This window comes from Mycobacterium colombiense (assembly GCF_001953985.1).
Taxonomy (GTDB): Bacteria; Actinomycetota; Actinomycetes; order Mycobacteriales; family Mycobacteriaceae; genus Mycobacterium; species Mycobacterium colombiense_B.
Map to the genome: position 1 here is coordinate 129,390 of NZ_MBEI01000049.1, position 25,743 is coordinate 155,132.

At 70.7% G+C, this 25,743-nt stretch carries 26 protein-coding genes; 11 read left to right on the top strand and 15 right to left on the bottom strand.

The genetic code is table 11. The features are described from left to right. Positions 1 to 19 precede the first annotated feature (19 nt). Positions 20 to 415: a DUF4229 domain-containing protein gene (locus A5732_RS12285; RefSeq protein WP_076051350.1), complete on the top strand. Its 396-nt coding sequence runs from the start codon at positions 20 to 22 to the stop codon at positions 413 to 415. On the opposite strand, the gene A5732_RS12290 is transcribed toward A5732_RS12285, so the two are convergent. Both A5732_RS12290 and A5732_RS12295 read right to left on the bottom strand, forming a co-directional pair. Continuing rightward, the gene (locus A5732_RS12290; protein ID WP_076051349.1) at positions 412 to 1,419 is read right to left on the bottom strand and encodes a beta-ketoacyl-ACP synthase III; all 1,008 of its coding nucleotides are present in this window, start codon (positions 1,417 to 1,419) and stop codon (positions 412 to 414) included. The two genes, A5732_RS12285 and A5732_RS12290, sit on opposite strands and share 4 nt — an antisense overlap. 98 nt (positions 1,420 to 1,517) lie before the next feature. Further along, positions 1,518 to 2,390: a 1,4-dihydroxy-2-naphthoate polyprenyltransferase gene (locus A5732_RS12295; protein WP_076102323.1), complete on the bottom strand. Its 873-nt coding sequence runs from the start codon at positions 2,388 to 2,390 to the stop codon at positions 1,518 to 1,520. Between the two features lie 85 nt (positions 2,391 to 2,475). Between A5732_RS12295 and A5732_RS12300 the strand changes: the two genes are divergently transcribed. Both A5732_RS12300 and A5732_RS12305 read left to right on the top strand, forming a co-directional pair. Further along, entirely contained in the window at positions 2,476 to 3,252 is a 777-nt protein-coding gene (locus A5732_RS12300; protein ID WP_249266682.1) for an S-methyl-5'-thioadenosine phosphorylase, read from the top strand. After that, entirely contained in the window at positions 3,249 to 4,277 is a 1,029-nt protein-coding gene (locus tag A5732_RS12305; RefSeq protein ID WP_076102324.1) for an NAD-dependent epimerase/dehydratase family protein, read from the top strand. The genes A5732_RS12300 and A5732_RS12305 overlap by 4 nt, the downstream gene beginning before the upstream one ends. Here A5732_RS12305 and A5732_RS12310 read toward each other — a convergent pair. Next, positions 4,274 to 5,995, bottom strand: coding sequence for a hypothetical protein (locus tag A5732_RS12310; RefSeq protein ID WP_076102325.1), 1,722 nt, complete (start codon positions 5,993 to 5,995; stop codon positions 4,274 to 4,276). The genes A5732_RS12305 and A5732_RS12310 overlap by 4 nt on opposite strands. 302 nt (positions 5,996 to 6,297) lie before the next feature. On the opposite strand from A5732_RS12310, the gene A5732_RS12315 reads away from it, so the two are divergent. From A5732_RS12315 to A5732_RS12325, 3 genes are read left to right on the top strand one after another with little or no spacing between them, the layout of a single operon-like run. Further along, positions 6,298 to 8,082, top strand: a complete 1,785-nt coding sequence (locus tag A5732_RS12315) for a hypothetical protein (RefSeq protein WP_076102326.1) — start codon at positions 6,298 to 6,300, stop codon at positions 8,080 to 8,082. Positions 8,083 to 8,084: 2 nt separating this feature from the next. Next, positions 8,085 to 8,747: a glycosyltransferase family 2 protein gene (locus A5732_RS12320; RefSeq protein ID WP_076050885.1), complete on the top strand. Its 663-nt coding sequence runs from the start codon at positions 8,085 to 8,087 to the stop codon at positions 8,745 to 8,747. Then, the gene (locus A5732_RS12325; protein WP_076102327.1) at positions 8,744 to 9,406 is read left to right on the top strand and encodes a TIGR04282 family arsenosugar biosynthesis glycosyltransferase; all 663 of its coding nucleotides are present in this window, start codon (positions 8,744 to 8,746) and stop codon (positions 9,404 to 9,406) included. The genes A5732_RS12320 and A5732_RS12325 overlap by 4 nt, the downstream gene beginning before the upstream one ends. A gap of 5 nt (positions 9,407 to 9,411) precedes the next feature. On the opposite strand, the gene A5732_RS12330 is transcribed toward A5732_RS12325, so the two are convergent. From A5732_RS12330 to A5732_RS12380, 11 genes are all read right to left on the bottom strand, one after another. After that, a complete protein-coding gene (locus A5732_RS12330) occupies positions 9,412 to 10,773 on the bottom strand; it encodes a hypothetical protein (protein WP_081396033.1) in 1,362 nt (453 codons plus the stop codon). 35 nt (positions 10,774 to 10,808) lie between these two features. Continuing rightward, positions 10,809 to 11,900: an o-succinylbenzoate--CoA ligase gene (gene menE / locus A5732_RS12335; RefSeq protein WP_253189052.1), complete on the bottom strand. Its 1,092-nt coding sequence runs from the start codon at positions 11,898 to 11,900 to the stop codon at positions 10,809 to 10,811. A 68-nt stretch (positions 11,901 to 11,968) separates the two neighbouring features. Further along, a complete protein-coding gene (locus tag A5732_RS12340; RefSeq protein WP_064951610.1) occupies positions 11,969 to 12,271 on the bottom strand; it encodes a DUF3349 domain-containing protein in 303 nt (100 codons plus the stop codon). 56 nt (positions 12,272 to 12,327) lie between these two features. After that, entirely contained in the window at positions 12,328 to 12,627 is a 300-nt protein-coding gene (locus A5732_RS12345) for a hypothetical protein (RefSeq protein WP_076102330.1), read from the bottom strand. Then, positions 12,627 to 13,868: an inorganic phosphate transporter gene (locus tag A5732_RS12350; RefSeq protein ID WP_076050880.1), complete on the bottom strand. Its 1,242-nt coding sequence runs from the start codon at positions 13,866 to 13,868 to the stop codon at positions 12,627 to 12,629. The genes A5732_RS12345 and A5732_RS12350 overlap by 1 nt, the downstream gene beginning before the upstream one ends. Before the next feature lie 112 nt (positions 13,869 to 13,980). Then, on the bottom strand, positions 13,981 to 14,373 hold the full coding sequence (locus tag A5732_RS12355; protein ID WP_076050879.1) for a VOC family protein: 393 nt from the start codon (positions 14,371 to 14,373) through the stop codon (positions 13,981 to 13,983). Positions 14,374 to 14,394: 21 nt separating this feature from the next. Next, positions 14,395 to 15,027 carry a maleylpyruvate isomerase family mycothiol-dependent enzyme gene (locus tag A5732_RS12360; protein ID WP_076102331.1) on the bottom strand — a complete coding sequence of 211 codons (633 nt, stop codon included), beginning with the start codon at positions 15,025 to 15,027 and terminating at the stop codon, positions 14,395 to 14,397. A 32-nt stretch (positions 15,028 to 15,059) separates the two neighbouring features. After that, on the bottom strand, positions 15,060 to 15,950 hold the full coding sequence (locus tag A5732_RS12365; RefSeq protein ID WP_065125131.1) for an SDR family oxidoreductase: 891 nt from the start codon (positions 15,948 to 15,950) through the stop codon (positions 15,060 to 15,062). Positions 15,951 to 15,979: 29 nt separating this feature from the next. After that, entirely contained in the window at positions 15,980 to 16,882 is a 903-nt protein-coding gene (locus A5732_RS12370; RefSeq protein ID WP_064951604.1) for a 1,4-dihydroxy-2-naphthoyl-CoA synthase, read from the bottom strand. Positions 16,883 to 16,895: 13 nt separating this feature from the next. Further along, positions 16,896 to 17,351 (bottom strand): nitroreductase family deazaflavin-dependent oxidoreductase, encoded by a 456-nt coding sequence (locus tag A5732_RS12375; protein ID WP_076050876.1) that lies wholly within the window; start codon positions 17,349 to 17,351, stop codon positions 16,896 to 16,898. Between the two features lie 14 nt (positions 17,352 to 17,365). After that, positions 17,366 to 18,304, bottom strand: coding sequence for an aldo/keto reductase (locus tag A5732_RS12380; protein WP_076102332.1), 939 nt, complete (start codon positions 18,302 to 18,304; stop codon positions 17,366 to 17,368). An 86-nt stretch (positions 18,305 to 18,390) separates the two neighbouring features. Here A5732_RS12380 and A5732_RS12385 point away from each other — a divergent pair, with 86 nt between their 5' ends. Next, positions 18,391 to 18,930: a TetR/AcrR family transcriptional regulator gene (locus A5732_RS12385; protein WP_076102333.1), complete on the top strand. Its 540-nt coding sequence runs from the start codon at positions 18,391 to 18,393 to the stop codon at positions 18,928 to 18,930. A gap of 77 nt (positions 18,931 to 19,007) precedes the next feature. Here A5732_RS12385 and fadD8 read toward each other — a convergent pair whose 3' ends face one another. Then, on the bottom strand, positions 19,008 to 20,609 hold the full coding sequence (fadD8, locus tag A5732_RS12390) for a fatty-acid--CoA ligase FadD8 (RefSeq protein ID WP_076102334.1): 1,602 nt from the start codon (positions 20,607 to 20,609) through the stop codon (positions 19,008 to 19,010). A gap of 66 nt (positions 20,610 to 20,675) precedes the next feature. Here fadD8 and A5732_RS12395 point away from each other — a divergent pair, with 66 nt between their 5' ends. From A5732_RS12395 to menD, 4 genes are read left to right on the top strand one after another with little or no spacing between them, the layout of a single operon-like run. Beyond that, positions 20,676 to 22,280, top strand: a complete 1,605-nt coding sequence (locus A5732_RS12395) for an amidohydrolase (RefSeq protein WP_076102335.1) — start codon at positions 20,676 to 20,678, stop codon at positions 22,278 to 22,280. Then, the gene (locus tag A5732_RS12400; RefSeq protein WP_076102336.1) at positions 22,277 to 23,248 is read left to right on the top strand and encodes an o-succinylbenzoate synthase; all 972 of its coding nucleotides are present in this window, start codon (positions 22,277 to 22,279) and stop codon (positions 23,246 to 23,248) included. Before A5732_RS12395 ends, A5732_RS12400 begins: the two co-directional genes overlap by 4 nt. Then, a complete protein-coding gene (locus tag A5732_RS12405) occupies positions 23,245 to 24,033 on the top strand; it encodes an alpha/beta fold hydrolase (RefSeq protein WP_076102337.1) in 789 nt (262 codons plus the stop codon). The genes A5732_RS12400 and A5732_RS12405 overlap by 4 nt, the downstream gene beginning before the upstream one ends. A 54-nt stretch (positions 24,034 to 24,087) precedes the next feature. Next, positions 24,088 to 25,734 (top strand): 2-succinyl-5-enolpyruvyl-6-hydroxy-3-cyclohexene-1-carboxylic-acid synthase, encoded by a 1,647-nt coding sequence (menD, locus tag A5732_RS12410; RefSeq protein ID WP_076102338.1) that lies wholly within the window; start codon positions 24,088 to 24,090, stop codon positions 25,732 to 25,734. Positions 25,735 to 25,743 lie beyond the last annotated feature (9 nt).

Genomic DNA, 25,743 nt, shown 5'->3' on the forward strand with positions numbered 1-25,743 from the left:
CGCGCCGTAGGCTCAGGCTGTGTCACACGAAGCTAGCGACGACAGCACCGGCAGCACGGAGAACCACGCCGCGGACGAGGGCACGGCGCAACCGGCCGGAAACCGGGTCGCCGTCCACGTTGCCGCGTACATGGCGGCGCGGCTGCTGCTGGCGGCGGCGCTGACCGGTGTGATCTACGGTGTCGCGCGGCTGGCGGGCATCACACAGTTCCCGATCGTGGTGGCCGTGCTGTTCGCCCTGATCATCGCGATGCCGCTGGGTATCTGGGTGTTCGCCCCGCTGCGCCGCCGCGCCACCGCCGCGCTCGCGATCGCCGGGGAGCGACGGCGCCGGGAGCGCGAACTGCTCCAGGCCCGACTGCACGGGGACGCCGCGCCCGATGAGGACGGCGACCAAGAATCAGGGCGCGGCTAGCCGCTCGGCAGCCGCACGACCTGAGCGGCGTAGCTCAGGCCCGCGCCGTAACCGAGCAGCAGGGCCAAGTCGCCGGCCTTGGCCGCGCCGGTCGCCAGCACTTCGGCCATCGCCAGGGGGATGGACGCGGCGGAGGTGTTTCCGGTGTGCTCGATGTCGTTGGCCACGACCGCATCCGGGCGCAGATCGAGGCTCTTGGCCAGCACCTCGTTGATCCGGCTGTTGGCCTGGTGCGGCAGGAACACGTCGATCTCGTCGGGCCGCACACCCGCCGCGTCCATGGCCTGCCGGCCGACCTTGCCCATCTCGAACGCCGCCCACCGAAACACCGCGCTGCCTTCGAGCCGCAGGTACGGGCGCTCGCCGGTGCGGTTGTCCAAGAAATCGATCCACTCGATGTCCTGGCGGATAGCCTTGGCCTGGTTGCCGTCACTGCCCCAGACGGTGGGTCCGATGCCCTGGTCGGGTGTCTCGCCCACCACCACCCCGGCCGCGCCGTCGGCGAAGATGAAGCAGTTGCTCCGGTCTTGCATGTCCACGGTGCAGGACAGCTTCTCCGAACCGAGCACCAACGCCTTGGCGGCCGTCCCGCCGCGAACCATGTCGGCCGCCACGCCCAGCGCGTAGCCGAAGCCCGCGCAGCCGGCCCCGATGTCGAACGCGGGTACGCCGGTGGCACCCAACGCCGTCGCGACCGCCGGCGCGCACGGGGGGGTCTGGGTGAAATGGGTGCTGGTGGCGACGAGGACGCAATCGATGTCGGATGGCTCGAGTGAGGCCTTGGCGATCGCCTCCAGCCCGGCCGTGGTCGCCATGGAGGTGACGGATTCGTCGCGCCTGGAGAACCGGCGGGTCTTGATTCCGGTGCGCGAATAAATCCACTCGTCGGACGAGTCGATGTTCTCGCAGAGCTCATCGTTGGTGACCACCCGTTCGGGGCGGTACGACCCCACGCTGAGCAAGCCGATGTTCCTGGGCCCGCTGGTCGCGGCAATTTGATTCATTGGGGTCCTTCGCTATCGCCCGAGCCGACGCCAAAGTACCCCAAACGGGGTGCCCTCGGAGGCCTTTGCCTGCACTATAGGTAACCCGCGCCCGGCCGTTAGGTAGCCAGCGCCAACGCCGCGGCCACCGCGACCGCCCACACCACCATCGCCAGCCCGGTATCGCGCAGCACCGGGATCAGCTCCGGGCCGCCGCGGCCCGATCGCACCGGGGCAGCCGCGCGCAGGGCCAGCGGCGTGGCCACCAATCCGGCGGCACACCACGGGGTCGCCAGCATCAGCACCAGGGTCAGCGCCCCGGCGGTCCCCAGCAGCGCCTGGTACAGGATCCGGGTGCGGGCGTCGCCCAGCCGCACCGCCAGCGTGACCTTTCCCGAGCGCGCGTCGGTCGGGATGTCGCGCAGGTTGTTGGCCACCAGCACCGACGACGACAGCGCCCCGGTCGACACCGCCAGCACCAGGCCCACCCAGTCCACCCGCAGCGCCTGGGTGTACTGAGTGCCCAGCACGGCGACGAGCCCGAAGAACAGGAACACCGCGACCTCGCCAAAACCGGCGTAGCCGTAGGGCTTTGACCCGCCGGTGTACAGCCACGCCCCGGCGATGCAGGCCGCTCCCACCGCGATCAGCCACGGCGCGCTGAACAGCGCGAGCGCGAGCCCGGCGAGCGCGCCGACGGTCAGGCTGGCGACCGCGGCGGCCAGCACCGCCCGCGGCGCCGCCAGCCGCGAGCCGACCAGGCGCACCGGGCCGGCCCGGTCGTCGTCGGTGCCGCGGACGCCGTCCGAGTAGTCGTTGGCGTAGTTGACGCCGATGGTCAGCGCGAGCGCGACGGCCAGCGCCAGCAGCGCCTTCCACCACACCGCGGAATGCAGCCACGCTGCCGCGCCGGTCCCCGCGACGACCGGCGCTACCGCGTTGGGCAACGTCCGCGGCCGCGCACCGGAAACCCACTGCCCCAAATTGGCCACACGAACATCCTGCCAGGATGCGAGCCGTCGATCCCCGGGCCCCGCACCCGCGATCACCGCGGGCGTCATGCACCACAATGGTCGGATGCTCGGAGTCATCGGCGGCAGCGGCTTCTACACGTTCTTCGGATCCGACTCCCGCGACGTCGCCGTCGATACCCCGTACGGGCCGCCCAGCGCCCCGGTCACCGTCGGCGCCGTCGGCGATCACGAGGTGGCGTTCCTGCCCCGCCACGGCGCCGGGCACGAATTCTCCGCGCACACCGTGCCGTATCGCGCCAACATGTGGGCGCTGCGCAAGCTCGGCGTGCGCCGGGTGCTCGCGCCGTGCGCGGTCGGCAGCCTCACGCCCGAACTCGGCCCGGGCACCGTCGTGGTGCCCGACCAACTCGTCGACCGCACCCGGGGCCGCGCCGACACCTACTTCGACTCCGGCGGCATCCACGTCGACTTCGCCGACCCGTACTGCCCGACGCTGCGCGAGGCGGTGACCGGCCTGCCCGACGTGGTCGACGGCGGCACCATGGTGGTGATCCAGGGGCCGCGCTTTTCCACCCGCGCCGAGAGCCGGTGGTTCGCCTCCGCCGGGTTCTCGCTGGTCAACATGACCGGCTATCCGGAGGCGGCGCTCGCCCGCGAGCTTGAAATGTGCTATGCGGCAATCGCTTTGGTGACCGACCTGGATGCCGGTGTGAGCGCGGGGGAAGGCGTGAAGACCGTCGACGTGTTCGCCGAATTCGAGAAGAACATCAAAGTGTTCAAAACGCTGGTCGGCCGGGCCATCGGCCGGATCGCCGCCGACCGCAGCTGCACGCACTGCCTGCCGCACGCCGGGGTCACCCTGCCCATCGAGCTGCCGTGAGGGTGCTGCTGACCGGGGCGGCCGGCTTCATCGGTTCGCGGGTGGATGCCGCGCTGCGGTCCGCGGGCCACGACGTGGTCTCCGTCGACGCGCTACTGCCCGCCGCGCACGGCCCAAACCCGGTGCTGCCGCAGGGATGTCATCGCGTCGACGTGCGCGACGCCGACGCCCTGGCCCCGCTGCTGGCAGGCGTGGACGTGGTGTGCCATCAGGCGGCGATGGTGGGTGCGGGTGTGGACGCCGCCGACGCCCCCGCCTACGGCGGCCACAACGACCTGGCCACCACCGTCCTGCTGGCGCAGATGTTCGCCGCCGGGGTGCAGCGTCTGGTGCTGGCCTCGTCGATGGTGGTGTACGGGCAGGGGCGCTATCACTGCGAACAACACGGACCCGTGGATCCGCTGCCGCGGCGCCGCGCGGACCTCGACGCCGGAATCTTCGAGCACCTCTGCCCGATCGGCGGGGAGGAACTGCAGTGGCGCCTGGTCGACGAGGACGCCTGCCTGCGGCCGCGAAGCCTCTACGCCGCCAGCAAGACGGCCCAGGAGCATTACGCGCTGGCGTGGTCGGAGGCCACCGGCGGCTCGGTGATGGCGTTGCGCTACCACAACGTCTACGGCCCCGGCATGCCGCGTGACACCCCCTACTCCGGGGTGGCGGCGATCTTCCGGTCGGCACTGGAAAAGGGTGACCCGCCAGAGGTTTTCGAGGACGGCGGGCAGATGCGCGACTTCGTCCACGTCGACGACGTGGCCGCCGCCAACGTCGCGGCGACACAGTGGAGCGAGGGTTTCACCGCAGTCAATGTCTGCTCGGGACAACCCATTTCGATTGCACAGGTGGCCGGCGCGCTGTGCGACGCGCGCGCCGCCTCGTTGTCCCCGGTCATCACCGGGCAGTACCGCAGCGGCGACGTGCGCCACATCGTCGCCGATCCATCGCGGGCCGCCGAGGTGCTCGGTTTCCGCGCGGCCGTCGCACCGGGTGATGGGCTGCGCGAGTTCGCGTTCGCACCCCTTCGCTAACCCTGCGGGGGACGGTAGATCTGCGGCTTCTGCGCGGGCATCTGGCGCGTGCCGGAGTCGTCGCCGCGGAAGATCCTGGGCGCGTTGGCCAGCGGCGGTATCTCCGTGGTGGGCGGTTCGTTGTCCCCGCCGGGGACGCCGGCCGGGATGCGGGTGGTCGCCGCCGACGACGGGCCGCCGCCCTGGCCCACTGGGACCCGGGTGGTCGTTGCCGCCGCATTCGCCGCGGCGGCGCGCCGGCGGGCGGCGCGACGGGCCAGCCGCCGGCCGCTCAGATGGCCGGTGACGATGGCCGCCACCAGGATGCCCAGGGCCAGTCCGCACAGCGTCACGTCGAACGTGCTGGTGATCTGCTGGGCCAGGTTGTTGCCGTAGACCGGGTGCAGCGCCGGCGAATTGGGCGAGTCTTCGAATCGCGGCGCCAGTTCGAGGCCGACGACGACGCGGGCAACGCTGAGCGTGGCGACGAGCCCGCACAGCGATGTGACCATTCTCGCCGAGAGGGTGGCCAGCCTGCGGCGCAGCCAGATCGCCAGCACCGCGGTGGCCAGATCGAACGCGGCCAGCACGATGCTGGAGTACCGGGAGAACGGGTAGTTCAGGATCACGCCGACGACGAGGTCGGTGATCCGCATCGCCACCGACCCGACGGACCAAACGGCGATGAGCAGCAAGCCATTTCGGGTCGTCGCGCGCCACGCGGACTCCTCCGTCGGCGAGGCGTTCCGGTGACCGAACAGGGCCCGGGGCGCGAACAGCGCCGCGCCGGCCGCCCACGCCAGGTAGCCCTCGAACCCGACGCCGGCGGTGGACGTGTTCTGCGCGATGCCGTGGAACGCGTCGATGTCACGACCCACGGGCAGGAACCACACCAGGACCCCGGCGGCCAGCGTCGACGCGCCGAGCGCGACGGTCGTCAGCCGGCTCTCCCGCGCGCTGCGCAGCAGCCACCGCGAGGCGACCAGCACCGCGACCAGCGCCACCACGCCGTACACCACCGCGGTCGCGATCACGGCGATGTTCTGCTTGCCGAATTCCTCGGCGCCGCCGGTGCTTTGCAGCGCGTACCGCACCCGCCAGTACAGGTTGAAACCGAAGCTGAGCACCGCCGCGAGCATCGACAACGAGCCGATGACCCGCGCCGACCTGTGCCACCCGGTGGACTCGTCGCCGGCCGGAACCGGTCCGGCAAGCGCGCCGGCCGGCACCGCCTGGGCGCTCAACAGCGAGCCGGCGATCCCGGCCCAGGCACCCGGCCCGACACCGCCCGGCACGTTGACGGTGCCACCGAAACGGACGGTCTCGTACGCGTCGAACACGACGAAGGCGAGCACCAGCAGCAGGTAGGGGACGTTGAGCGCCAGGCGAATCCGGGCGGCCCGCGCCGGGTTGAACCGCGCGCCGGCCGACCGCCACGAACCGGCGACCACGACCGCGACGATGGCCAGCACCGTCACCGCGATCAGCACCCCGAACAGGATCGTGCTGCTGTCCGGGATCCCGACGCCGAAGTAGAGGTTCCACGGCAGGAACACCGCGAGGACCAGCAGCGCCACCGCGGTCAGGTCACCGACGACGTGCCGGTACCGCTTCGTCTCGGTGGCCTCGGCCGCGGCGCCACCCGTGGCGTGCGGGCGGATGATGCGCGGCGTCGGTGCCTGCTGCGTCTGACCACGGATGGGACCGGTCGGCGTCTCGTCGTGGCTCTGGCTCACCATGCCCCCCCGGATTCAAGGACGGATATTCTTGGCGCGGTTTCGAACCTTCGGCGAGGGATTACCCCGCCGAGTGAAATGCACTGCTCGCTTGCGAACATATTCTCCGTTCGGATGCCGTGGCAGGGGGTGTGACCGGCTGCTGGGGCGGAGATGATTCCGCGGTGAGGCGTCCTGTCGTTCGAAAAGCTGGTTACGCTGCGCTAGTAGACGAAGCTCGTCGCCTGAATTATCAACGGTATCGCAAGTGTAATGATGCCGGGACATTGCTGGTTGCGGGGTAGCCGGCCTGAAGGAGAACCGGGATGGACGTCGTTTTGGGGGTTGCGGTCACCGGACCCGTCGCGCGCTTGGCCCTGGTCGGGTCGGGCGCGCAGGGGGCCGACGTGATCGACCAATCCGTCGTCGACCTCGCCGACAATCCGATCGGGACGCTGACCGAGACCGTGGTCGGCACGAACCGGCTGCTGGCCGGTGAGAACCACCGGCTGGTCGGCACCCGGCTGTGCTGGACCGACCATCCCGCGGCGGATCAGCTGCGGCGGGCGCTGGAGGACTCGGGCGTGCACAACGTCGCGGTGCTCTCGGAATCGCAGGCGGTGGCCGCCCTGATGCGCGCGGCCGGCCGGCCCGGCGCGGCGCTGGTGATGGACGACGCGACCGCGACGCTGTCGATGGTGGGGTCGGGCGACGGCGATCCCGACGCGCCGCCGACCGTGTTGGCCAGCCAGCCGCTGGCGGGTGCGTCGGGCGGCGATGCGACGGCCGCGTTCCACACCATGATGGCCAACCTGAGCGCCCACCCCGACGCCCCGCAGGATGTGTATCTGCTCGGTGCGTCGCCCGATCTGAATCGGGTCGCCGACGAGCTTCGCGACGGGTCGACCATGCGGGTGCGGGTCGCCGAGGATCCCACCTTTGCGCTCGCGCGCGGCGCCGCGATCGCCGCCGCGCCGGCGGCGGTGCTGGGGGCCGGCGGCGCGACGGCCATGGCGCCGGCGATCGGGCTGACTGGCGACGAGACCGCCATGGCGCCGGCGGCAGGGGATGCCACCGCGATGGCGCCGGCGTTCGGGGATGCCACCGCCGCGGCCCCGGCGGCGGCCCTCGCCGGGGATGAGACCACCGTGGTGCCGGCATCGGAATTCGCCGATCCGAACGCCGAAGACCATCAGCTGGCCTATTCGATGGCCGACGAGGGGGAGCAGTACCCGGGCGAATTCGACGAGTACGACCCCGAATTCGACGACTACGAGTACGGCGACGTCGACGAGGAGGCGCCGACGAAGCTGTCGCGGCGATCGCTGGTGATCGGCAACGCCGTCGTCGCCTTCGCGGTCGTCGGATTGGCGTCGCTGGCCACCGCGATCGCGGTCGCCGTGGAGCCGACCGCCAGCCGGCAGCCGGTGGTGGGCGTCCAGAACGGCACCCCCGGCAAGTTCATGCCGATCCTGCCGAGCCAGCAGCAGGCGCCGCTGCCCCCGCCCCCGGCCGATGCGCCCAACGCGGGATTCCAGGGCGGCACCGTCCCGGCTCCCAACAATGCCCCCCAGCAGGTCGCGCCCCCGTCGGGAGGCGGCGTGCCGGCCGTCCCCGCGCCCGAGGCGCCGGTCAACCCCGGTGCGGTGCCCAACCCCAACCCGGGTTGGGCGCCTCGCCCGAATCCCATTGTGCCGGTGCCTATTCCGATTCCCATCCCGATCCCGGGGTGGGGGCCGAACTACCCGCCGTACAACCCTCCCTACAACCCGCCTTACACGCCGCCGACGACCACGCCCTACTCGCCGCCGACCACCACGTACCAGCCGCCGACGACGACGTATTCGCCTCCGACGACGACGTATTCGCCGCCGACCACCACGCACGAGCCGCCGACGACGACGTATTCGCCTCCGACGACGACGTATTCGCCGCCGAGCACCACGCATGCGCCGCCGACGAGCACCTATTCGCCGCCGAGCACCCACCAAACCACCCAGGCGCCGCCGCCGACGCACACCCAGCAGAGCCTGCCGCCGACGCATTCGCAGCCGATATACCCGCAGCAGCCGATGTACCCGCAGGAGCCACACCCCCACCGCGGATTCTGAGCGTGCCCGGGGCCGACGGTCTGGTGACGGTGGTCCTGCCCTGCCTCAACGAAGAGGAGTCGCTGCCCGCGGTGCTGGCCGCGATCCCCGCCGGCTACCGGGCGTTGGTGGTGGACAACAACAGCACCGATGACACCGTCGGGGTCGCGCGCCGGCACGGCGCGCGCGTCGTCGCCGAACCGCGGGCCGGATACGGCTCGGCCGTCCACGCGGGCGTGCTGGCCGCGACCACCCCGATCGTGGCGGTCATCGACGCCGACGGCTCGATGGACGGCGGCGATCTGCCCAGGCTGGTCGCCGAGCTCGAGCGGGGCGCCGACCTGGTGACCGGCCGGCGCCGCCCGGTGCGCGGGCTGCACTGGCCGTGGGTGGCCCGGGTGGGCACCGTCGTCATGAGCTGGCGGCTGCGCACGCGACACGGCCTGCCGGTGCACGACATCGCACCGATGCGAGTGGCCCGCCGCGAAGCGCTGCTGCAACTGGGCGTCATCGACCGGCGGTCGGGATATCCGCTGGAATTGCTGGTGCGCGCCGCGGCCGCCGGCTGGCGCGTCGTCGAACTCGATGTCAGCTACGGCCCGCGGACGGGCGGCAAGTCGAAGGTCAGCGGTTCGCTGCGGGGCAGCATCACCGCGATCCTCGACTTCTGGAAGGTGATTTCGTGAGCGCGCTGCCGGTGACCCTGCTGGTGGTCGCCAAGGCGCCCGAGCCGGGCCGGGCCAAGACGCGGCTCGCGGCGACCGTGGGAGACCGGGTCGCCGCCGAAATCGCCGCCGCCGCACTGCTTGACACGCTCGACGCGGTGGCCGCCGCCCCGGTGGCCGCGCGGGTGGTGGCGCTGGCGGGCGACCTGGACGGGGCGGCGAACGCCGCCGAGATCCGGCGGCGGCTGGCGTCGTTCACGGTGATCGCCCAGCGCGGTGCGGATTTCGCGGCCCGGCTCGCCAACGCGCACGCCGACGCGGCCGGCGGGTTTCCGGTGCTGCAGATCGGCATGGACACCCCCCAGGTGAGCGCGGACCTGTTGGCCGGCTGCGCGCGCCGGCTGCTCGAGACGCAGGCCGTGCTCGGGCCGGCCCGCGACGGTGGCTGGTGGGTGCTCGGCGTGGGGGAGCCATCCATGGCGCAGTGCCTGCGCACCGTGCCGATGTCCGCCCCCGACACCGGCGATCTGACCTTGAAGGCATTGCGCGACAACGGCATTGACGTGGTGAATGTCGAGACGCTGGCCGACGTGGACGTGGTCGACGACGTCGCGGTGGTGCGCGACGCCTGCGCACCCACCAGCCGCTTCGCGCGCGTCACCCGCGCGGCCGGCCTCTAGGCGGGCTACCAGTTCGTCAGGATGATCGTGTTGAGCGCCAGCGCGCCGACGGCGTTGAGCGCCAACCAGATCCGGTGTGAACGCACCGGCAGGAGTGCGGGCGCCGCGGTGAGCCAGACGGTGAACGGCAGCCAAATGCGTTCCACCTCGGCCTTGCTGAGCATGCTCAGGTCCGCGAAGACGATGGCGGCCAGCATGCCCAACAGCAGCAGGTGAAAACCGGAGCGGCGGCGGATGGCGGGCCAGTCGAACACCCTGCTGATTCCGGCGACCCCGCCCAACCCGATCGCGCACACCACGGACGCCAGGTTGGCCCAGCTCCAATACTGGAAAGGGCGGTCTTTGGCGATGCCCTGCCAATAGCGTTGTTGCACCAGGGCGTAGCCGTCGAACCAGTAGAAGCCCGCGATGGCGAAGGCCACCGCCACCGCGATCGCGGCCAGCGCCGCCGGGCCCAAAGCCCGCAGGATCGCCCGCCAGTCCGCCCAGCGGTTGCCCGGCCGCTGGGCGGAGGCCAGCACCGCCAACGCCGGCAACCCCATCAGCATCAGGCCGTAGTTGCAGAACACCCCCCAGCCCAGCAGCAGTCCCGCGCCCGCGGCCGTCAGCGCGGGGAAGCGGACCGGGCGGTGCACCGCGACGGCCAGCAGCGCGATGCCCCACGCCGCCACCCCGGCGAAGTAGCCGTCGGCCGACACCGCCACCCAGATCGCCGTCGGCGCCAGGGCGACGAACGGTGCGGCGCGGCGCGCGGTCCGCTCGTCGGCCAGCGCGCGCACGGCGATCACCACCGCGGCCGCCGCGCTCGAGCCGGCCAGCAGGCACAGCAGCCCGGCCCAGGCGCCGCCGTGCAGGCCGAGCCGGTCCAGCCAGACGAACGTCAGCAGCGCGCCGGGCGGATGCCCGGACACGTGGGTGGTCCACGAGTTCGGCTGGTAGTCCACGATTCGGCCGGCGAACGTGCGCAGCGTCGCACCGATGTCGGTGATGCTCGGCACCTGCGACAGGTACTCGTCACGGGTGGTCAGCCGGCCGGCGAAGCCGCGCTGCCAGCCGTCGATCATCGCCAGCGCGAACGCCCACCCGCACGCGGTGGCCCAGCTGCCCAGCGTCAGTGCGCGCCACGAAAGGCGTTGCGCCAGAATCGGTCCCCACGCGACAACGGCGATCGCGAGGGCGATGGCCGGCCCGGTGCCCCAGCCGGCGTGGATCAGCCATTCGCCGAAGATCGGTGCGGCGCCGGCGTGGGTGGCGAACTTCTCGGCACCGACGTCCAGACGAGGCCGCACGCCTGAGTTCACCCGCGGCAGCACGAACGCCGCCGCCACCAGCAACACCCCGACCGTGACCGCTACCGCCTCGCGCACCGCGTCTCGTCGAGCGATCCTCACGGACGAACAGCCTATTGATCGCTCGGGCCGGCGAATCGGCGCACCAATGCCACCCGGTCGACCTTGCCGATGTGGCGGCGCGGCAGCGCGTCGACGATGTGCAGCTCGCGCGGCGCGGCGGTGGCATCCAGGCTTCGGGTCACCTGCGCGCGCAGCGCGTCCAGGGTGGGCGCGGCGGCCCCGTCGCGCACCACGATCGCGGCGACCACCCGCTGGCCCAGCCGGTCGTCGGCCACCCCGAACACCGCGCAATCGCCCACGGCCGGATGCGTGCACAGCGCCGCCTCGACCGGCTGCGGCAGCACGGTCAGCCCGCCCGTGCTGATCGCGTCGTCGGCCCGGCCCAGCACGGTCAGCACGCCCGCGTCGCTGACGGCGCCGAGATCGTCGGTCGCAAACCAGCCCGGCTCGGCGAACGGATCCGGGTCAACGGGATTGCGGTAGCCCTTGGCCAGCGTCGCGCCGCCGATGAGGATGCGCCCGTCGACCGTGCGCAGCCGCACCCCGTCCAGCGGGACGCCGTCGTACACGCAGCCCCCGGCGGTCTCGCTCATCCCGTAGGTGCGGACCACGGTGATGCCCGCCGCGGCCGCGTCGTCGAGGACCGGTCGTGGCGCGGGTCCTCCGCCGAGCAGCACGGCGTCCAGTTCGGCGAGGGCGCCCGCGGCGGCCGGGTCGCCGAGCGCCTTGGCCAGTTGCGCGGCAACCAGCGATGTGTAACGCCGCCCCGAGCCCAATGCCCTTATCGCACCGGGCAATTGGGCGACGTCGAATCCGGCGGAGACGTCCATTTCGACCGGCGCCGAGCCGGCGAGCAGGCTGCGCACCAGAACCTGCACGCCGGCGATGTGGTGGGGCGGCAGGGCGAGCAGCCAGCTGCCCGGCCCGCCGAGGCGGTCATGGGTGGCCGCCGCGCTGGCCGTCAAAGCGGCGGCGGTCAGCAACGCGCCCTTGGGAATTCCGGTGGTTCCCGACGTCGCCGCCACCAGGGCCACGTCGTCGTCGATGGCCTCCCCGACGCGCAGGCCCGCCCGCAGCGCAGCCGACTCGCGGTCGTCGCCCGCGGGCAGGGCGACCAGTGCGGGGTCACGCCCGTTCAGCACCCGTTCCAGCGTGGGCAGCAGTGACGAGGCCGCCGAACCCGGCGGGACGTCCAGTGCGCGCAGTACGGCTATGCCGGGTCCCCGGCCTCGTCGGCGTCGTTGAAGGGCCAGCCCTGGGCCGCCAACCGCACCCGCACCCGCTCGACGTCGGCGGGTGACGGCAACTCATCGGTGATTTGGGTGATCAGCACGCCGATGTCGACGTCGTCGAACTCGCCGCGCCGAACCAGCTCGCAGGCCACCGCCTTGGCTTCGTCGTTCGACAGCCGGCGGGCCAGCAACGCGAGCACCGGGAAGGTGTCGGTCGCCGGCACGCCCTCCGGGTATCCCGCGCGGAGCCAGGAGACGATCGAATTCAGGAATCCGTTCACGCTCTGACTACACCCCCCGGTGTTTGGCTTCGCAAATCCGTGGGCACCAATCGATGCTACTTCGCTTTGGCTCCGAGGAAAGGGTAGCCAGTGTGATGCGCGATGAAGTCCCGCGAGATGTACGCCAGCGCGAAGGCGATCACCAGGATCACCACCGCATAGATCGCCCAGGCGATGGCCAGCAGCGCCGGATTCTTCTGCGGGGAGCCACCATCGGTGCCGGCCTGCCCGCCGCCGATCGCCTGGAATCGCAGCCCCAGCGCGAACAGACCCGGCAGCGCGGCGCCGGCCAGCATCGAGAAGAGCAGGATCTTAAGGGAGGCTTGGTAGTTGAACCAGTCGCTGAAGTGACTCATCACGCATTCGCCTTAATGGTGGGATCGTCGGAGTCGAATCGGGGGGTCGTACCGCCGCCGACCGTGGGTCCGGGGTCCGAGGGCGGGTGGTGATCGTCGGACTCCTCGAGCCCGCTGGTCAAATCGCCCTTCCACTCGGCGTTGACGTTGTTGTGGTCCACCTTGACCTTGCGCGACCGGATGTAGATGGTCGCCGAGACCGCGATCAGCAGCGCGAAGCCCACGATGGCGCCCGGGTAGCCGCCGATCAGGTGCACGATCCAGTAGGTCAGCGCACCGACCAGCCCGGCCAGCGGAAGCGTGACCAGCCACGCGACACCCATGCGGCCGGCGACGCCCCAGCGGACCTCGCCGCCCGGCTTGCCCAGCCCGCTGCCCAGCACCGAGCCGGTACAGACTTGGGTGGTCGACAGCGCGTAGCCGAAGTGGGCGGAGAGCAAAATCACTGCGGCCGAAGAGGATTCGGCTGCCATGCCCTGCGGCGACTGGATCTCCACCAGGCCCTTGCCCAAGGTGCGGATGATCCGCCAGCCGCCCAGATACGTGCCGAGCGCCATCGACACCGCACAGCCGACGATGACCCACAGCGGCGGCATGGAGGCCGTCTTGCTGACCGAGCCGTAGGACATCAGCGCCAGAAAGATGATGCCCATCGTCTTCTGCGCGTCGTTGGTGCCGTGCGCCAGCGAAACCAGCGACGCCGAGCCCCACTGCCCGTACCGGAAGCCGGCCTCGGTGCGCTTGTTCGGGATGCCGCGGGTGATCCGGTAGACCAGCCAGGTCGCGACCGCGCCGACCACGATCGCCAGGATCGCCGACACGACCGCCGGGATGATCGCCTTGGACACCACGCCCTTCCAGATCACCCCGTGTGCACCGACGGCGGCGATGGTGGCGCCGACGATGCCGCCGATCAAGGCGTGCGACGAACTCGAGGGGATGCCGAGGAGCCAGGTCAGCAAGTTCCACACGATGCCGCCGACGAGGCCGGCGAAAACCAGCTCCAGCGTCACGATGTGCCCGTCGATCAAGCCCTTGGCGATCGTCGCGGCGACGGCGGTGGACATGAACGCGCCCACGAGGTTCAGCACCGCGGACAGCGCGACCGCTGCTTTCGGCTTGAGCGCACCACTGGCGATCGAGGTCGCCATCGCGTTGCCCGTGTCGTGGAAGCCATTCGTGAAATCGAAAGCCAATGCCGTGATTACGACAATGATCAAGAGGAACAATTGGATGTTCACAGCGCCTGATTCTGGTGGTAGGAGGTTTCTATTGTCGAATGCTGGGAGAGGCGAATTACGGGTGTACCTTGAACCGTCGCCAGATGTTACCTCTCAGTTAACCGGCGTTTCCCTATTGTTCACCACGGGTGTCACGCCGTAACGGGTGCTCCGGCGGCACTTCGACGAAAATGAGCGTGAGCCCATCGGGATCGGTCACGTGCATCTCTTTCAAGCCCCATGGTTCCCGGCGTGCTTCGCGCGCGATCGACACCCCGCGGCCCACCAATTCGGCTTGGGTGGCCTCGATGTCGCGGACCTGTAGCCACAGCGCACCGGGGAAGGCGGCCTGGGACGGGTCGGGCTCGCCGTAACCGGCCAGCTCCAGCAAGGACTGGCCCGCGAAAAACACTGTGCCAGCGCCGTAGTCGCGCCAAATCGCCAGGCCGATCTCGTCGCGGTAGAAGGCTAGCGAGCGCCGATAGTCCGACGGCCGCAGCAGCATCCGGCTGGCCAGGATCTCCATGAAATCGTGTCTACCACGCGGCTATGGCGCCGGGGCGCATCGGCTGCGGAGCGTTGGCACGCCGGGGCCGGTGAGGTCGTCGCAGGCCGCGGCCCGGCCGGTCATGGCGAGCAACAGCGACAGCAGCGGGCCCTCGACCGCTTCGCCCTCTCCGTGCCGCCAGTCGTCGTCGGTGGCGGACAACGCCAGACCCGCGACGCGGTTTTTGGAGCCGAGCAGCATGTTGGAGCCCTTGTAGAAGTCGATCGCCTGGCGGACGGCGTCGGGCGGATAGGTGTGCGAGATGCCCAACGGACGGCGAACATCGGCGCCGTGCACCACAACCTCACCCAGCCAGGAGGTTTTGGGGCCCGGCGGTGCGGAGGTGGAATTCTGCAGTCCCCGGAACTCGGCCAGGGTCGCGGCCGGGTCGGCTCCCCGGTGCTTGGCGATCTGGTCGTTGGCGAACTTGTCGAAATTGAACTTGGCCTTGGAGATCCCGAGTAGGAACGTGGCTGGGTTCAGCGAGGCGGTCGCTGACAGGTGCGCGACGATGTCGCGGACCGTCCAGCCCGCACAGAGCGACGGCGTATCCCATTGTGCCGGGGTCAGGTCGGCGAGATCGCCGGCGAGCGCGGCGCGCTCGGACGCGATGGTGGCCCACAATTCAGACATGGCAACTCCCGACGGTCGATCGGGTCGGCAGGTCAGCTATCGCGGTTGGGCTGGACGCGTTGACGCTGCATGAGTGTATTAACCCACCGGGGTCCAAAGGTGTCCAGGGCCTTGGCGGCGATCGCCATCCGTGGGGCGATGCGCACCGGGCGGGTGCGGGCGGCGGTGATCATCCACTCGCCGGCCTCCTCCGACGTCAGCGCCGGCATTCCCTGGTAGGCCTTGGTCGGTGCGATCATCGGGGTGGCCACCAGCGGGTAGTACAGCGTGGTGGAGTGCACGCCCTTGTCGCCCCATTCGGTTTCCACCACCCGGCTGACCGTCGACAGCGCGGCCTTCGAGGCGTTGTACACCGCGAACAGCGGCGAGGCCTCCGACAGCACGCCCCACGTCGAGACGTTGATGATGTGGCCGTCGCCGCGCTCGATCATCCCGGGCGCCAGCCCGCGGATCAGCCGCAGCGGCGCGTAGTAGTTGAGCACCATGGTGCGCTCGACGTCGTGCCAGCGTTCCAGCGACTCGGCCAGCGGCCGGCGGATGGACCGGCCGGCGTTGTTGATCAGGATGTCGATCCCGCCGAGACGCTTTTCGACGTCGGCGACCAGCGCGTCGACGGCGTCCATGTCCGAGACGTCGCACGGGATCGACAGCGCTTCACCCCCGGCGGTGGTGATCCGTTCGGCCAGCGCGTCCAGCAGATCCTGGCGGCGGGCCACGACGACCACCGTGGCGCCCGCACGGGCGAACTGTTCGGCCGCGGCCTCGCCGATCCCCGACGAGGCTCCGGTGAGCAGGATGCGCTTGCCGGCCAGCTCGATCGGCTTGATCAGCGGACGGTTGACCAATACTTGCGGCGCCATGGGGGGTCGCATGGTCGCCAGCACGAACTGGTCGGTGATCCGGCGGAGGGGGCTCTTGCTCACTGACGGGAGTCTAGGCGGGCGCGGGCACCTCAGAAGTACCGGGGAAAGCGGCTCCAGTCGGGATCCCGCTTCTCCAGGAAGGCGTCGCGGCCCTCGACGGCCTCATCGGTCATGTAGGCCAGCCGGGTGGCCTCGCCCGCGAACAGCTGCTGGCCCACCAGGCCGTCGTCGAGCAGGTTGAACGCGAACTTCAGCATGCGTTGCGCCTGAGGTGATTTCGCGTTGATCTCGCGCGCCCACGCGATGGCCTCCGATTCCAGGTCCGCATGGTCGACGACCGCGTTGACCGCGCCCATGTGATGCATCTGCTCGGCGGTGTAGGGGCGGCCCAGGAAGAAGATCTCGCGGGCGAACTTCTGGCCGACCTGGCGGGCCAGGTAGGCGCTGCCGTAGCCGCCGTCGAAGCTGCCGACGTCGGCGTCGGTCTGCTTGAAGCGGGCGTGCTCGCGGCTGGCCAGGGTGAGGTCGCAGACGACGTGCAGGCTGTGCCCGCCTCCGGCCGCCCACCCGTTGACCAGACAGATGACCACCTTGGGCATGAACCGGATCAGCCGCTGGACCTCGAGGATGTGTAGGCGGCCGGCGCGGGCGGTGTCGACGGTGTCGGCGGTGTCGCCGCTCGCGTACTGGTAGCCGCTGCGCCCGCGGATGCGCTGATCGCCGCCCGAGCAGAACGCCCAGCCACCGTCCTTGGGCGACGGTCCGTTGCCGGTGAGCAGCACCACGCCGACGTCGGGCGACATCCGGGCGTGGTCGAGCACCCGGTAGAGCTCGTCGACGGTGTGCGGCCGAAACGCGTTGCGCACCTCGGGCCGGTCGAACGCCACCCGCACCGTGGCGTCATCGACGTGCCGGTGATAGGTGATGTCGGTCAGGTCGCCGAACCCGTCCACGGGGCGCCAAGCCTGCGCGTCAAAAGGGTTGTCACTCAATCTGTTTGAACTCCTATGCCGGGTCCAGCCGGAATACCGGACACACGCCGGCCAGCGCCTCGAACTCCTCGGGGCGACCGTCGGTGACCAACCCAGAGCGTTTCATGAAGCCGACGCCGGTGGGCACCTCGGTGGGGTACGCCCGCAGGAACGGCCGCGCCGCGTCGGCGGACAACTCCACCATCCGCACGCGCTCGGAGTGCCGGCCGCGGGCCAACGTCACGTGCTCGGCCGCGCGGACGTTGCGGATCCAATCCGCACCCGGGAAGCCGCCCACCACATACCGTTTGCCCTCCACCGTCATCGGCGTCACCGGCGTCGACCGGGGCGTCCCGGACTTGCGTCCCGGCACGGTCAGCACCACCGGGCTTTCGCCGCCGAAGCTCAGGCCGAGCCGCGACATCCGGATGAAGACTTTGTTCGCCGGCTTCAGCCACCACGGTGGTTTCAGCCCGTTGGGCGTACCCATGCCTGACACAGTAGTCAGCCCTGCGGCGCCTCCAGGAAGGGTTCGACACCGTGCGCCCAGGGATCGGCGCCGGGCGTGGCGACGGCGTCCAGCCGGGCGATCGCCTCGGCGCTCAGCGCGACACCGGCCGCGCCGATGTTCTCCTCGAGGTGGGCGATCGACCGCGTGCCGGGAATCAGCAACGTGTTCGGCGTGTGGGCCAGCAGCCACGCCAGCCCCACCTGGGCACCGGTGACGTTCAGCTCGCCGGCGATGTCGGCGACCACCGGGGTGTCGGCGACCTTCGGGAACCCCGGGAACGCCGACCCGAGCGGGAAGTACGGCACCCAGGCGATGCCCTCGTCCAGGCAGACATCGACCATCTCTTCCTGGGAGCGGTCCAGCAGGCTGTAGGCGTTCTGCACGCACACGATCCCGGCAGGCAGCGCTCGCCGCAGCACGTCGAGCGGCACGCTGCTGATCCCGATTGCGCCGATCTTGCCCTCGTCGCGCAGCGCGATCATCTCGGCGAGCTGGTCATCGAGGTCGACGATCTGGTCGCCGTCGGCGGCCGCGCCGGGACCGAGATCCATTCGCCGCAGATTGACCACCGGAACACGATCCAGACCGAGCTGGCGCAGGTCATCTTCGACGGCGGCGCGGAGTTCGGCCGGCTGTTGGGCGGCGGCCAGCGGAATCGGTTGTTCACCGGTGTAGCGCGCGCCGACCTTGCTGACGATGACGAGGTCGTCGGGGTAGGGGGCCAGCGCTGCCCGGATCCGGCGGTTCACCTCGCCGGGACCGTAGAACGACGCGGTGTCGATGTGGTTGACGCCGAGTTCGACGGCGCGGCGCAGCACACTGGCCGCGTCATCGGGCGAGGCCTCGAACAGCTGCATGGCGCCGTAGCCCATGCGGGCGACGCGCGCCGCGCCGATGCTTCCGGTACCGCCGGGCGGTGATTTGTCGGTCATGATGCTCCTTGGCTCGTGACACACTGGAGAAAATGCGGAGGGCCCTCCGCTTCGGTCAGCGTAACAGAAACGGAGGAACCTCCGCTTTGGTTGGACGGTCGGATGCGCGTCGCAATCGCGAACGGCTGCTGGAGGCGGCTACCGCGGCGTTCACCGCGCACGGCGGATCCGTGTCGCTGGAGTCGATCGCCCGCGACGCCGGGCTCGGCATCGGCACGCTCTACCGCCATTTCCCGAACCGGGAAGCCTTGGTCGAGGCGATCTATCGGGCCGAGCTCGCCGAGGTGGCCGCGGCCGCCGAGCAGCTACTCAAGCGGCATCCGCCCAAGACGGCGCTGCGACGCTGGATGGATCGGTACGCGGGCTTCGTTGCGGCCAAGCGCGGCATGGCCGAGTCCTTGCAGGCGATCTTCGCTTCCGGCGCCATGGAACCCACGCAGACGCGCGACAGCATCGTCGGCGCCGTCGAAATGCTCTTACAGGCGGGCGCGGAAGATGCGACGCTGCGCGCCGACGTGCAGGCCGACGACGTGGTGTCCAGCCTGATCGGCATCTTCCTGGTCAGCGATTCGCCGGAGCAGACCGGCCGCATGCTCGACCTGCTCGTGGCGGGCGTCGCGGCCTGATTGCCGAACGTGAAGCTAGTTTCACGTTCGCGCTCGAGCGTGAAGTTAGTTTCACACTCGGCGGCAGAACAAAAGGCCTAGCCCACGGAGCGGCCGGCGCCCTCCCAGAACTGCGCGCGCACGGCCTTCTTGTCCGGCTTGCCCAGCCCGGTCAACGGCAGCGACTCGGCGAGCACCACGCGCTTGGGCGACTGCACCGAGCCCTTGCGGTCCTTGACCGCGGCCTGGATCTCGGCGGTCATCTTCTCGATCGCCGCGTCGTCGCGGGGCGCGTCGGAGCGCAGCACCACGACCGCGGTGACGGCCTCGCCCCACTTCTCGTCCGGCGCCCCGACCACGCACACCTGGGCGATCGCCGGGTGCTCGGCGACGACGTCCTCGACCTCGCGCGGGAACACGTTGAAGCCGCCGGTGACGATCATGTCCTTGACCCGGTCGACGATGAAGTAGAAGCCGTCCTCGTCCTCGCGGGCCATGTCGCCGGTGTGCAGCCAGCCGTCCTTGAACGTCTCGGCCGTCGCCTCGGGCAGGTTCCAGTAACCGCCCGCCAAAAGCGGTCCGCTGACGCAGATTTCGCCCGGCTCGCCCTGCGGGACCGGCTTGCCGTCCTCACCCAGCAGCGCCACCCGCGCGAAAAGCGTTGGGCGCCCGCAGGATGTCAGCCGCTTCTCGTCGTGCTCGCCCTTGGCCAGGTAGGTGATGGCCATCGGCGCCTCGGACTGGCCGTAGTTCTGGGCGAAGATCTGGCCGAACCGGCGGATCGCCTCGGCCAGCCGCACCGGGTTGATCGCCGACGCGCCGTAATAAACGGTCTGCAACGACGACAGGTCGCGGGTGTGCGAATCCGGGTGGTCCATCAGCGCATACAACATCGACGGCACCAGGAACGTGGCCGTAATGCGCTTCTCCTCAATGGTTTTCAACACATCGGCGGGATCGAACTTGGGCAGCACATGCATCTCGCCGCCCTTGATCAAGGTGGGCAGGAAATACGCCGCCCCGGCGTGCGAGAGCGGGGTGATCATCAGGAACCGCGGTTCCTCCGGCCACTCCCACTCGCTGAGCTGGATCTGGGTCATCGAGGAGATCGACTGCGCGGTGCCCATCACGCCCTTGGGCTTGCCGGTGGTGCCGCCGGTGTAGGTCAGGCCGATGACCTGATCGGGCGGCAGGTCCGCGGCGGTCAGCGGCTGCGGGTCGTACTTGGCCGCCTCGGCCGCCAGGTCCACCGCGACGCCATCGAGTGCCTCGGGGACGGGGCCGATGGTGAGGATCTGCTTGAGCCCGGGCACCTTCTCCAGCAACGCCAGCGCGCGCTCGACGAACATCGGGTTGGGGTCGATGATCAGCGAGCTGATGCCGGCGTCGTTGAGCACGTAGGCGTGGTCGTCCAGCGAGCCCAGCGGGTGCAGGGCGGTGCGCCGGTAGCCCCGGGTCTGCCCGGCGCCGATGATCAACAGCACCTCGGGACGGTTCAGCGACAGCAGGCCGACCGCGACGCCGGTGCCCGCGCCCAGCGCCTCGAACGCCTGGATGTACTGGCTGATCCGCTCGGCCATCTGACCGCCGGTCAGCGTGGTGTCGCCGAGGAACAGCACCGGCTTGGTCTTGTGGCGCTTGAGCGCGCCCACGAGCAGGTGGCCGTTATGGGTCGGGTTGCGCAACAGCTCGTCCGTCATGTGGCAAGACTAGAACGTGTTGCAATTTAGGTCAGCCGCACCCTCGGGCCGATAGCATCCGTGCACATGGGGCAGGCAGATCTCGTCGTTACCGGAACCATCCTGACCGTCGACGAGGGGCGGCCCACCGCCGAGGCGCTCGCCGCGGCCGACGGCAAGATCGTCGCCGTCGGCACCCGCGCCGAGGTGGCCGCATTCGCCGGCCCCGACACCCGGACCGTCGACGTCGGTGACGGCTGCGTCATGCCGGGCTTCGTTGAGGCACACGGGCATCCGTTGATGGAGGCGGTCGCCCTGTCGGACCGCATCGTCGACATCCGTCCGGTCACCCTGCGCGACGCGGACGACGTCGTCGCGGCCATCCACGGCGAGGTCGCCCGGCGAGGGCCCGACGGCGCCTACCTCAACGGCTGGGATCCGCTGTTGCAGAGCGGCCTGCCGGAACCGACGCTGAGCTGGCTGGACGACATCGCGCCGGACAGCCCGCTGGTCATCATGCACAACTCCGGGCACAAGGCCTACTTCAACTCGCGCGCCGCCAAGCTGCACGGGCTGAACCGCGACACCCCCGACCCCAAGGGCGCCAAGTACGGCCGAGACGCCAACGGCGAACTCGACGGCACCGCCGAGGAGACCGGCGCGGTGTTCCCGCTGCTGGGCGGGGCCATCGACTTCGCCGACTACCCGCGGATGCTGCTCGCCGAATGCGCGCGGCTCAACCGCGCCGGCCTGACCACCTGCTCGGAGATGGCCTTCGACCCGAACTTCCGGCCGGTGGTCGAGCAACTGCGCCAGCGGCTCACGGTGCGGCTGCGCACCTACGAGATCTCCAACCCGCAGATGTCCACCACCGCGACCCCCGGGCAGGGCGACGACCTCCTGCGTCAGGTCGGCATCAAGATCTGGGTCGACGGGTCGCCCTGGATCGGCAACATCGACCTCTCGTTTCCCTACCTGGACACCGAGGCCACCCGGACCATCGGCGTCGCGCCGGGCTCCTGCGGCTGCGCCAACTACACCGCCGAGCAGCTGCACGAGATCGTCGGCGCCTACTTCCCGCTGGGCTGGCCGATGGCCTGCCACGTGCAGGGTGACGCCGGCGTCGACACCATCCTCGACGTGTACGAAGAGGCCCTGAAGCGCCATCCGCGCGACGACCATCGGCTGCGGCTCGAACACGTCGGCGCCATCCGCCCCGAGCAGCTGCAGCGCGCCCACGACCTCGGCGTCACCTGCAGCATCTTCGTCGACCAGATCCACTACTGGGGCGACGTCATCGTCGACGGGCTGTTCGGCGAGGAACGCGGAACCCGTTGGATGCCGGCCGGATCCGCGGTGGCCACCGGGATGCGCATCTCGCTGCACAACGACCCGCCGGTCACACCCGAGGAGCCGCTGCGCAACATCAGCGTGGCCGTCACCCGCACCGCGCCGAGCGGCCGGGTGCTCGGGCCCGAGGAAAGGCTGACCGTCGAGCAGGCGATCCGCGCGCAAACCATCGACGCGGCCTGGCAGCTGTTCTCCGACGACGTGATCGGCTCGCTGGCGGTCGGCAAGTACGCCGATCTGGTGGTGCTGTCGGCCGATCCGCGAATCGTGCCGCCCGGGCAGATCGCCGACCTCGAGGTGCGGGCGACGTATCTGGCGGGCCGCCAGGTCTACAGCGCGTGACGCCGACGCTCGAGGACCTGCTCGACCGCCTACATGTGGTGGCGCTGCCGATGCGGGTGCGGTTTCGCGGCATCACCACCCGCGAGGTCGCGCTGATCGACGGCCCGGCGGGCTGGGGCGAGTTCGGGGCGTTCGTCGAATACGAGCCGAACGAGGCCGCGCACTGGCTGGCGTCGGGCATCGCGGCCGCCTACCGGGAGCCGCCGCCGACCCGCCGCGACCGCATCCCCATCAACGCAACCGTGCCGGCGGTGCCCGCCGCGCAGGTGGGCGAGGTGCTGTCGCGCTTCCCGGGGGCCGGCACGGCCAAGGTGAAGGTCGCCGAGCCAGGGCAGACGCTGGCCGACGACGTCGCGCGGGTCAACGCCGTGCGGGAGCTGGTTCCGACCGTGCGGGTGGACGCCAACGGCGGCTGGAGCGTCGAGGAGGCGGCCGCGGCGGCCGCCGCATTGACCGCCGACGGCCCGCTGGAATACCTCGAACAACCCTGCGCGACGGTCGACGAGCTCGCCGAGCTGCGCCGGGTGGTCGACGTGCCGATCGCCGCCGACGAAAGCATCCGCAAGGCCGAGGACCCGCTGGCCGTCGTCCGCGCCGGTGCCGCCGACATTGCGGTGCTGAAAGTCGCTCCGCTGGGCGGGATTTCGGCCATGCTCGAGATCGCCGCGCAGATCGACATCCCGGTCGTGGTGTCCAGCGCGCTGGATTCGGCGGTGGGCATCGCCGCCGGCCTGACCGCCGCGGCGGCCCTGCCGCAGCTGCGCCATGCCTGCGGGCTGGGCACCGGCGGGCTGTTCGTCGAGGATGTTGCCGAGACCGCCGCGCCGGTCGACGGCTGCCTGCCGGTGGGCCCGGTCACGCCCGATCCGGCGCGGCTGCACGCGTTGGCGGCACCGCCCGAGCGCCGGCAGTGGTGGATCGACCGGGTCAAGGCCTGCCATCGGTTGCTTGTACCGTCGACCGAGTGATCAACCTGGCTTACGACGACCGCGGCTCCGGTGAGCCCGTGGTCTTTATCGCCGGCCACGGCGGCGCCGGGCGGACCTGGCACCCCTACCAAGTCCCCGCGTTCCTGGCGGCCGGATACCGCGTCATCACCTTCGACAACCGCGGGATCGGCGCCACGGAGAACGCGGACGGCTTCTCGACCCAGACCATGGTCGCCGACACCGCGGCCCTGATCGAGGGCCTGAACGCGGCCCCCGCCCGCATCGTCGGGATGTCGATGGGCGCGTTCATCGCCCAGGAACTCATGCTGGCGCGGCCCGAGCTGGTCACCTCGGCGGTGCTGATGGGCACCCGCGGCCGCATGGACCGGGCCCGGCAGTTCTTCCGCGACGCCGAGGCCGTGCTGGCCGACGCCGGCGTCGCGATGCCGGCCGCGTACGAAGCGAAAATCCGCCTGCTGGAAAACTTTTCCCGCAAGACGCTCAACGACGACACCGCCATCGCCGACTGGATCGCGATGTTCTCCACCTGGCCCGTCAAGTCCACTCCCGGCATTCGCGCCCAGCTGGATATCGCGCCGCATACCAGCCGATTGACCGCCTACCGCAGCATCGCGACCCCGGTGCTGGTGATCGGATTCTCCGACGACGTGCTGACCCCGCCGTATCTGGGCCGCGAGGTCGCCGACGCGCTGCCCAACGGCCGCTACGTGCAGATCCCCGACACCGGCCATCTCGGCTTCTTCGAGCGGCCCGACGCCGTCAACGCCGCCATGCTGAAGTTCTTCGGCGACGCAACGGGCTGAGCCCGGTTCACCAGCGCCGACAGCGTTTCGCGGAGCCTGTGACAGGCTGTAGGAGTGAACCCCTCGACGACACAGGCTCGCGTCGTCGTTGACGAGCTGATTCGCGGCGGCGTCCGCGACGTGGTGCTTTGCCCCGGTTCGCGCAATGCTCCGCTGGCCTTCGCGTTGCAGGACGCCGACCGCTCCGGGCGCATCCGCCTGCACGTCCGCATCGACGAGCGCACCGCCGGCTATCTGGCCATCGGCCTGGCCATCGCCGCCGGCGCGCCGGTCTGCGTCGCCATGACATCCGGCACCGCCGTCGCCAACCTCGGCCCGGCGGTCATCGAGGCCAACTATGCCCGGGTGCCGCTGATCGTGCTCTCGGCCAACCGGCCCTACGAGCTGCTGGGCACCGGGGCCAACCAGACCATGGAGCAGCTGGGCTACTTCGGCACCCAGGTCCGGGCCACCATCAGCCTCGGCCTGGCCGAGGACGCCCCCGAACGGCTGGACGCCCTCAACGCCACCTGGCGATCGGCCACCTGCCGGGTGCTGGTGGCCGCCACCGGATCCCGCACCGCCAACGCCGGCCCCGTGCAGTTCGACATCCCGCTGCGCGAGCCGCTGGTGCCGGATCCCGAACCTCAGGCGCCGACGCCGCAGGGCCGCCCGGGCGGGCTGCCGTGGACCTACACGCCGCCGGTCAGCTTCGACCAGCCGCTGGACATCGACCTGTCACCCGACACGGTCGTCATCGCCGGGCACGGCGCGGGTATGCAGCCCAACCTGGCGCAGCTGCCGACCGTCGCCGAGCCGACGGCCCCCGCCCCGGCCAACCCGCTGCATCCGCTGGCGCTGCCGCTGCTGCGGCCCAAGCAGGTGATCATGCTCGGCCGCCCCACCCTGCACCGGCCGGTGTCGGCGCTGCTGGCCGACCCGCAGGTGCCGGTGTTCGCGCTGACCACCGGGCCGCGCTGGCCGGACGTCTCGGGCAATTCGCAGGCCACCGGGACTCGGGCGGTCACCAGCGGCGCGCCGAACCCGGCGTGGCTGCAGCGCTGCGCCGAGACCAACCGGCATGCGCTGGCCGCCGTCCGCAGCCAGCTCGCGGCGCACCCGCTGACCACCGGCCTGCACGTCGCGGCGGCCGTGGCCGACGCGCTGGCGCCCGGCGATCAGCTGGTGCTCGGGGCCTCCAACCCGGTCCGCGACGCGGCGCTGGTCGGCCTGGACACCCGCGGCATCCGGGTGCGGTCCAACCGCGGCGTCGCCGGCATCGACGGGACGGTCTCCACCGCCATCGGGGCGGCGCTGGCCCACGAACGCGACGGCGGCCCGGACAGCCCGCCGCGCACCGTCGCGCTGATCGGGGACCTGACGTTCGTGCACGACAGCTCCGGGTTGCTGATCGGCCCCACCGAGCCGACACCGCGCCGGCTGACCATCGTGGTCTCCAACGACAACGGCGGCGGCATCTTCGAACTGCTCGAGCAGGGCGACCCGCGGTTCTCCGACGTGTCGTCACGGGTCTTCGGCACCCCGCACGACGTCGACGTGGGCGCGCTGTGCCGCGCCTACCACGTCGAGAGCCGCCAGATCGAGGTCGGCGAATTGCCCACGGCCCTCGACGAACCAGGCCCCGGGATGCGGGTGCTCGAGGTCAAGGCCGACCGGTCGTCGCTGCGGCAGCTGCACGCGGCCATCAAGGCCGCGCTGTGAGGCGCAAAT

What these genes read in the sequence shown, in the direction of transcription:
- A5732_RS12315 (WP_076102326.1), top strand. Translation starts at nt 6,298, where the DNA reads ATGGACGTCGTTTTGGGGGTTGCGGTCACCGGACCCGTCGCGCGCTTG.
- A5732_RS12380 (WP_076102332.1), bottom strand. Translation starts at nt 18,304, where the DNA reads ATGACCGACAAATCACCGCCCGGCGGTACCGGAAGCATCGGCGCGGCG.
- A5732_RS12395 (WP_076102335.1), top strand. Translation starts at nt 20,676, where the DNA reads ATGGGGCAGGCAGATCTCGTCGTTACCGGAACCATCCTGACCGTCGAC.
- A5732_RS12290 (WP_076051349.1), bottom strand. Translation starts at nt 1,419, where the DNA reads ATGAATCAAATTGCCGCGACCAGCGGGCCCAGGAACATCGGCTTGCTC.
- A5732_RS12310 (WP_076102325.1), bottom strand. Translation starts at nt 5,995, where the DNA reads ATGGTGAGCCAGAGCCACGACGAGACGCCGACCGGTCCCATCCGTGGT.
- A5732_RS12355 (WP_076050879.1), bottom strand. Translation starts at nt 14,373, where the DNA reads ATGGAGATCCTGGCCAGCCGGATGCTGCTGCGGCCGTCGGACTATCGG.
- A5732_RS12345 (WP_076102330.1), bottom strand. Translation starts at nt 12,627, where the DNA reads ATGAGTCACTTCAGCGACTGGTTCAACTACCAAGCCTCCCTTAAGATC.
- A5732_RS12360 (WP_076102331.1), bottom strand. Translation starts at nt 15,027, where the DNA reads ATGTCTGAATTGTGGGCCACCATCGCGTCCGAGCGCGCCGCGCTCGCC.
- A5732_RS12300 (WP_249266682.1), top strand. Translation starts at nt 2,476, where the DNA reads ATGCTCGGAGTCATCGGCGGCAGCGGCTTCTACACGTTCTTCGGATCC.
- fadD8 (WP_076102334.1), bottom strand. Translation starts at nt 20,609, where the DNA reads ATGACGGACGAGCTGTTGCGCAACCCGACCCATAACGGCCACCTGCTC.
- A5732_RS12375 (WP_076050876.1), bottom strand. Translation starts at nt 17,351, where the DNA reads ATGGGTACGCCCAACGGGCTGAAACCACCGTGGTGGCTGAAGCCGGCG.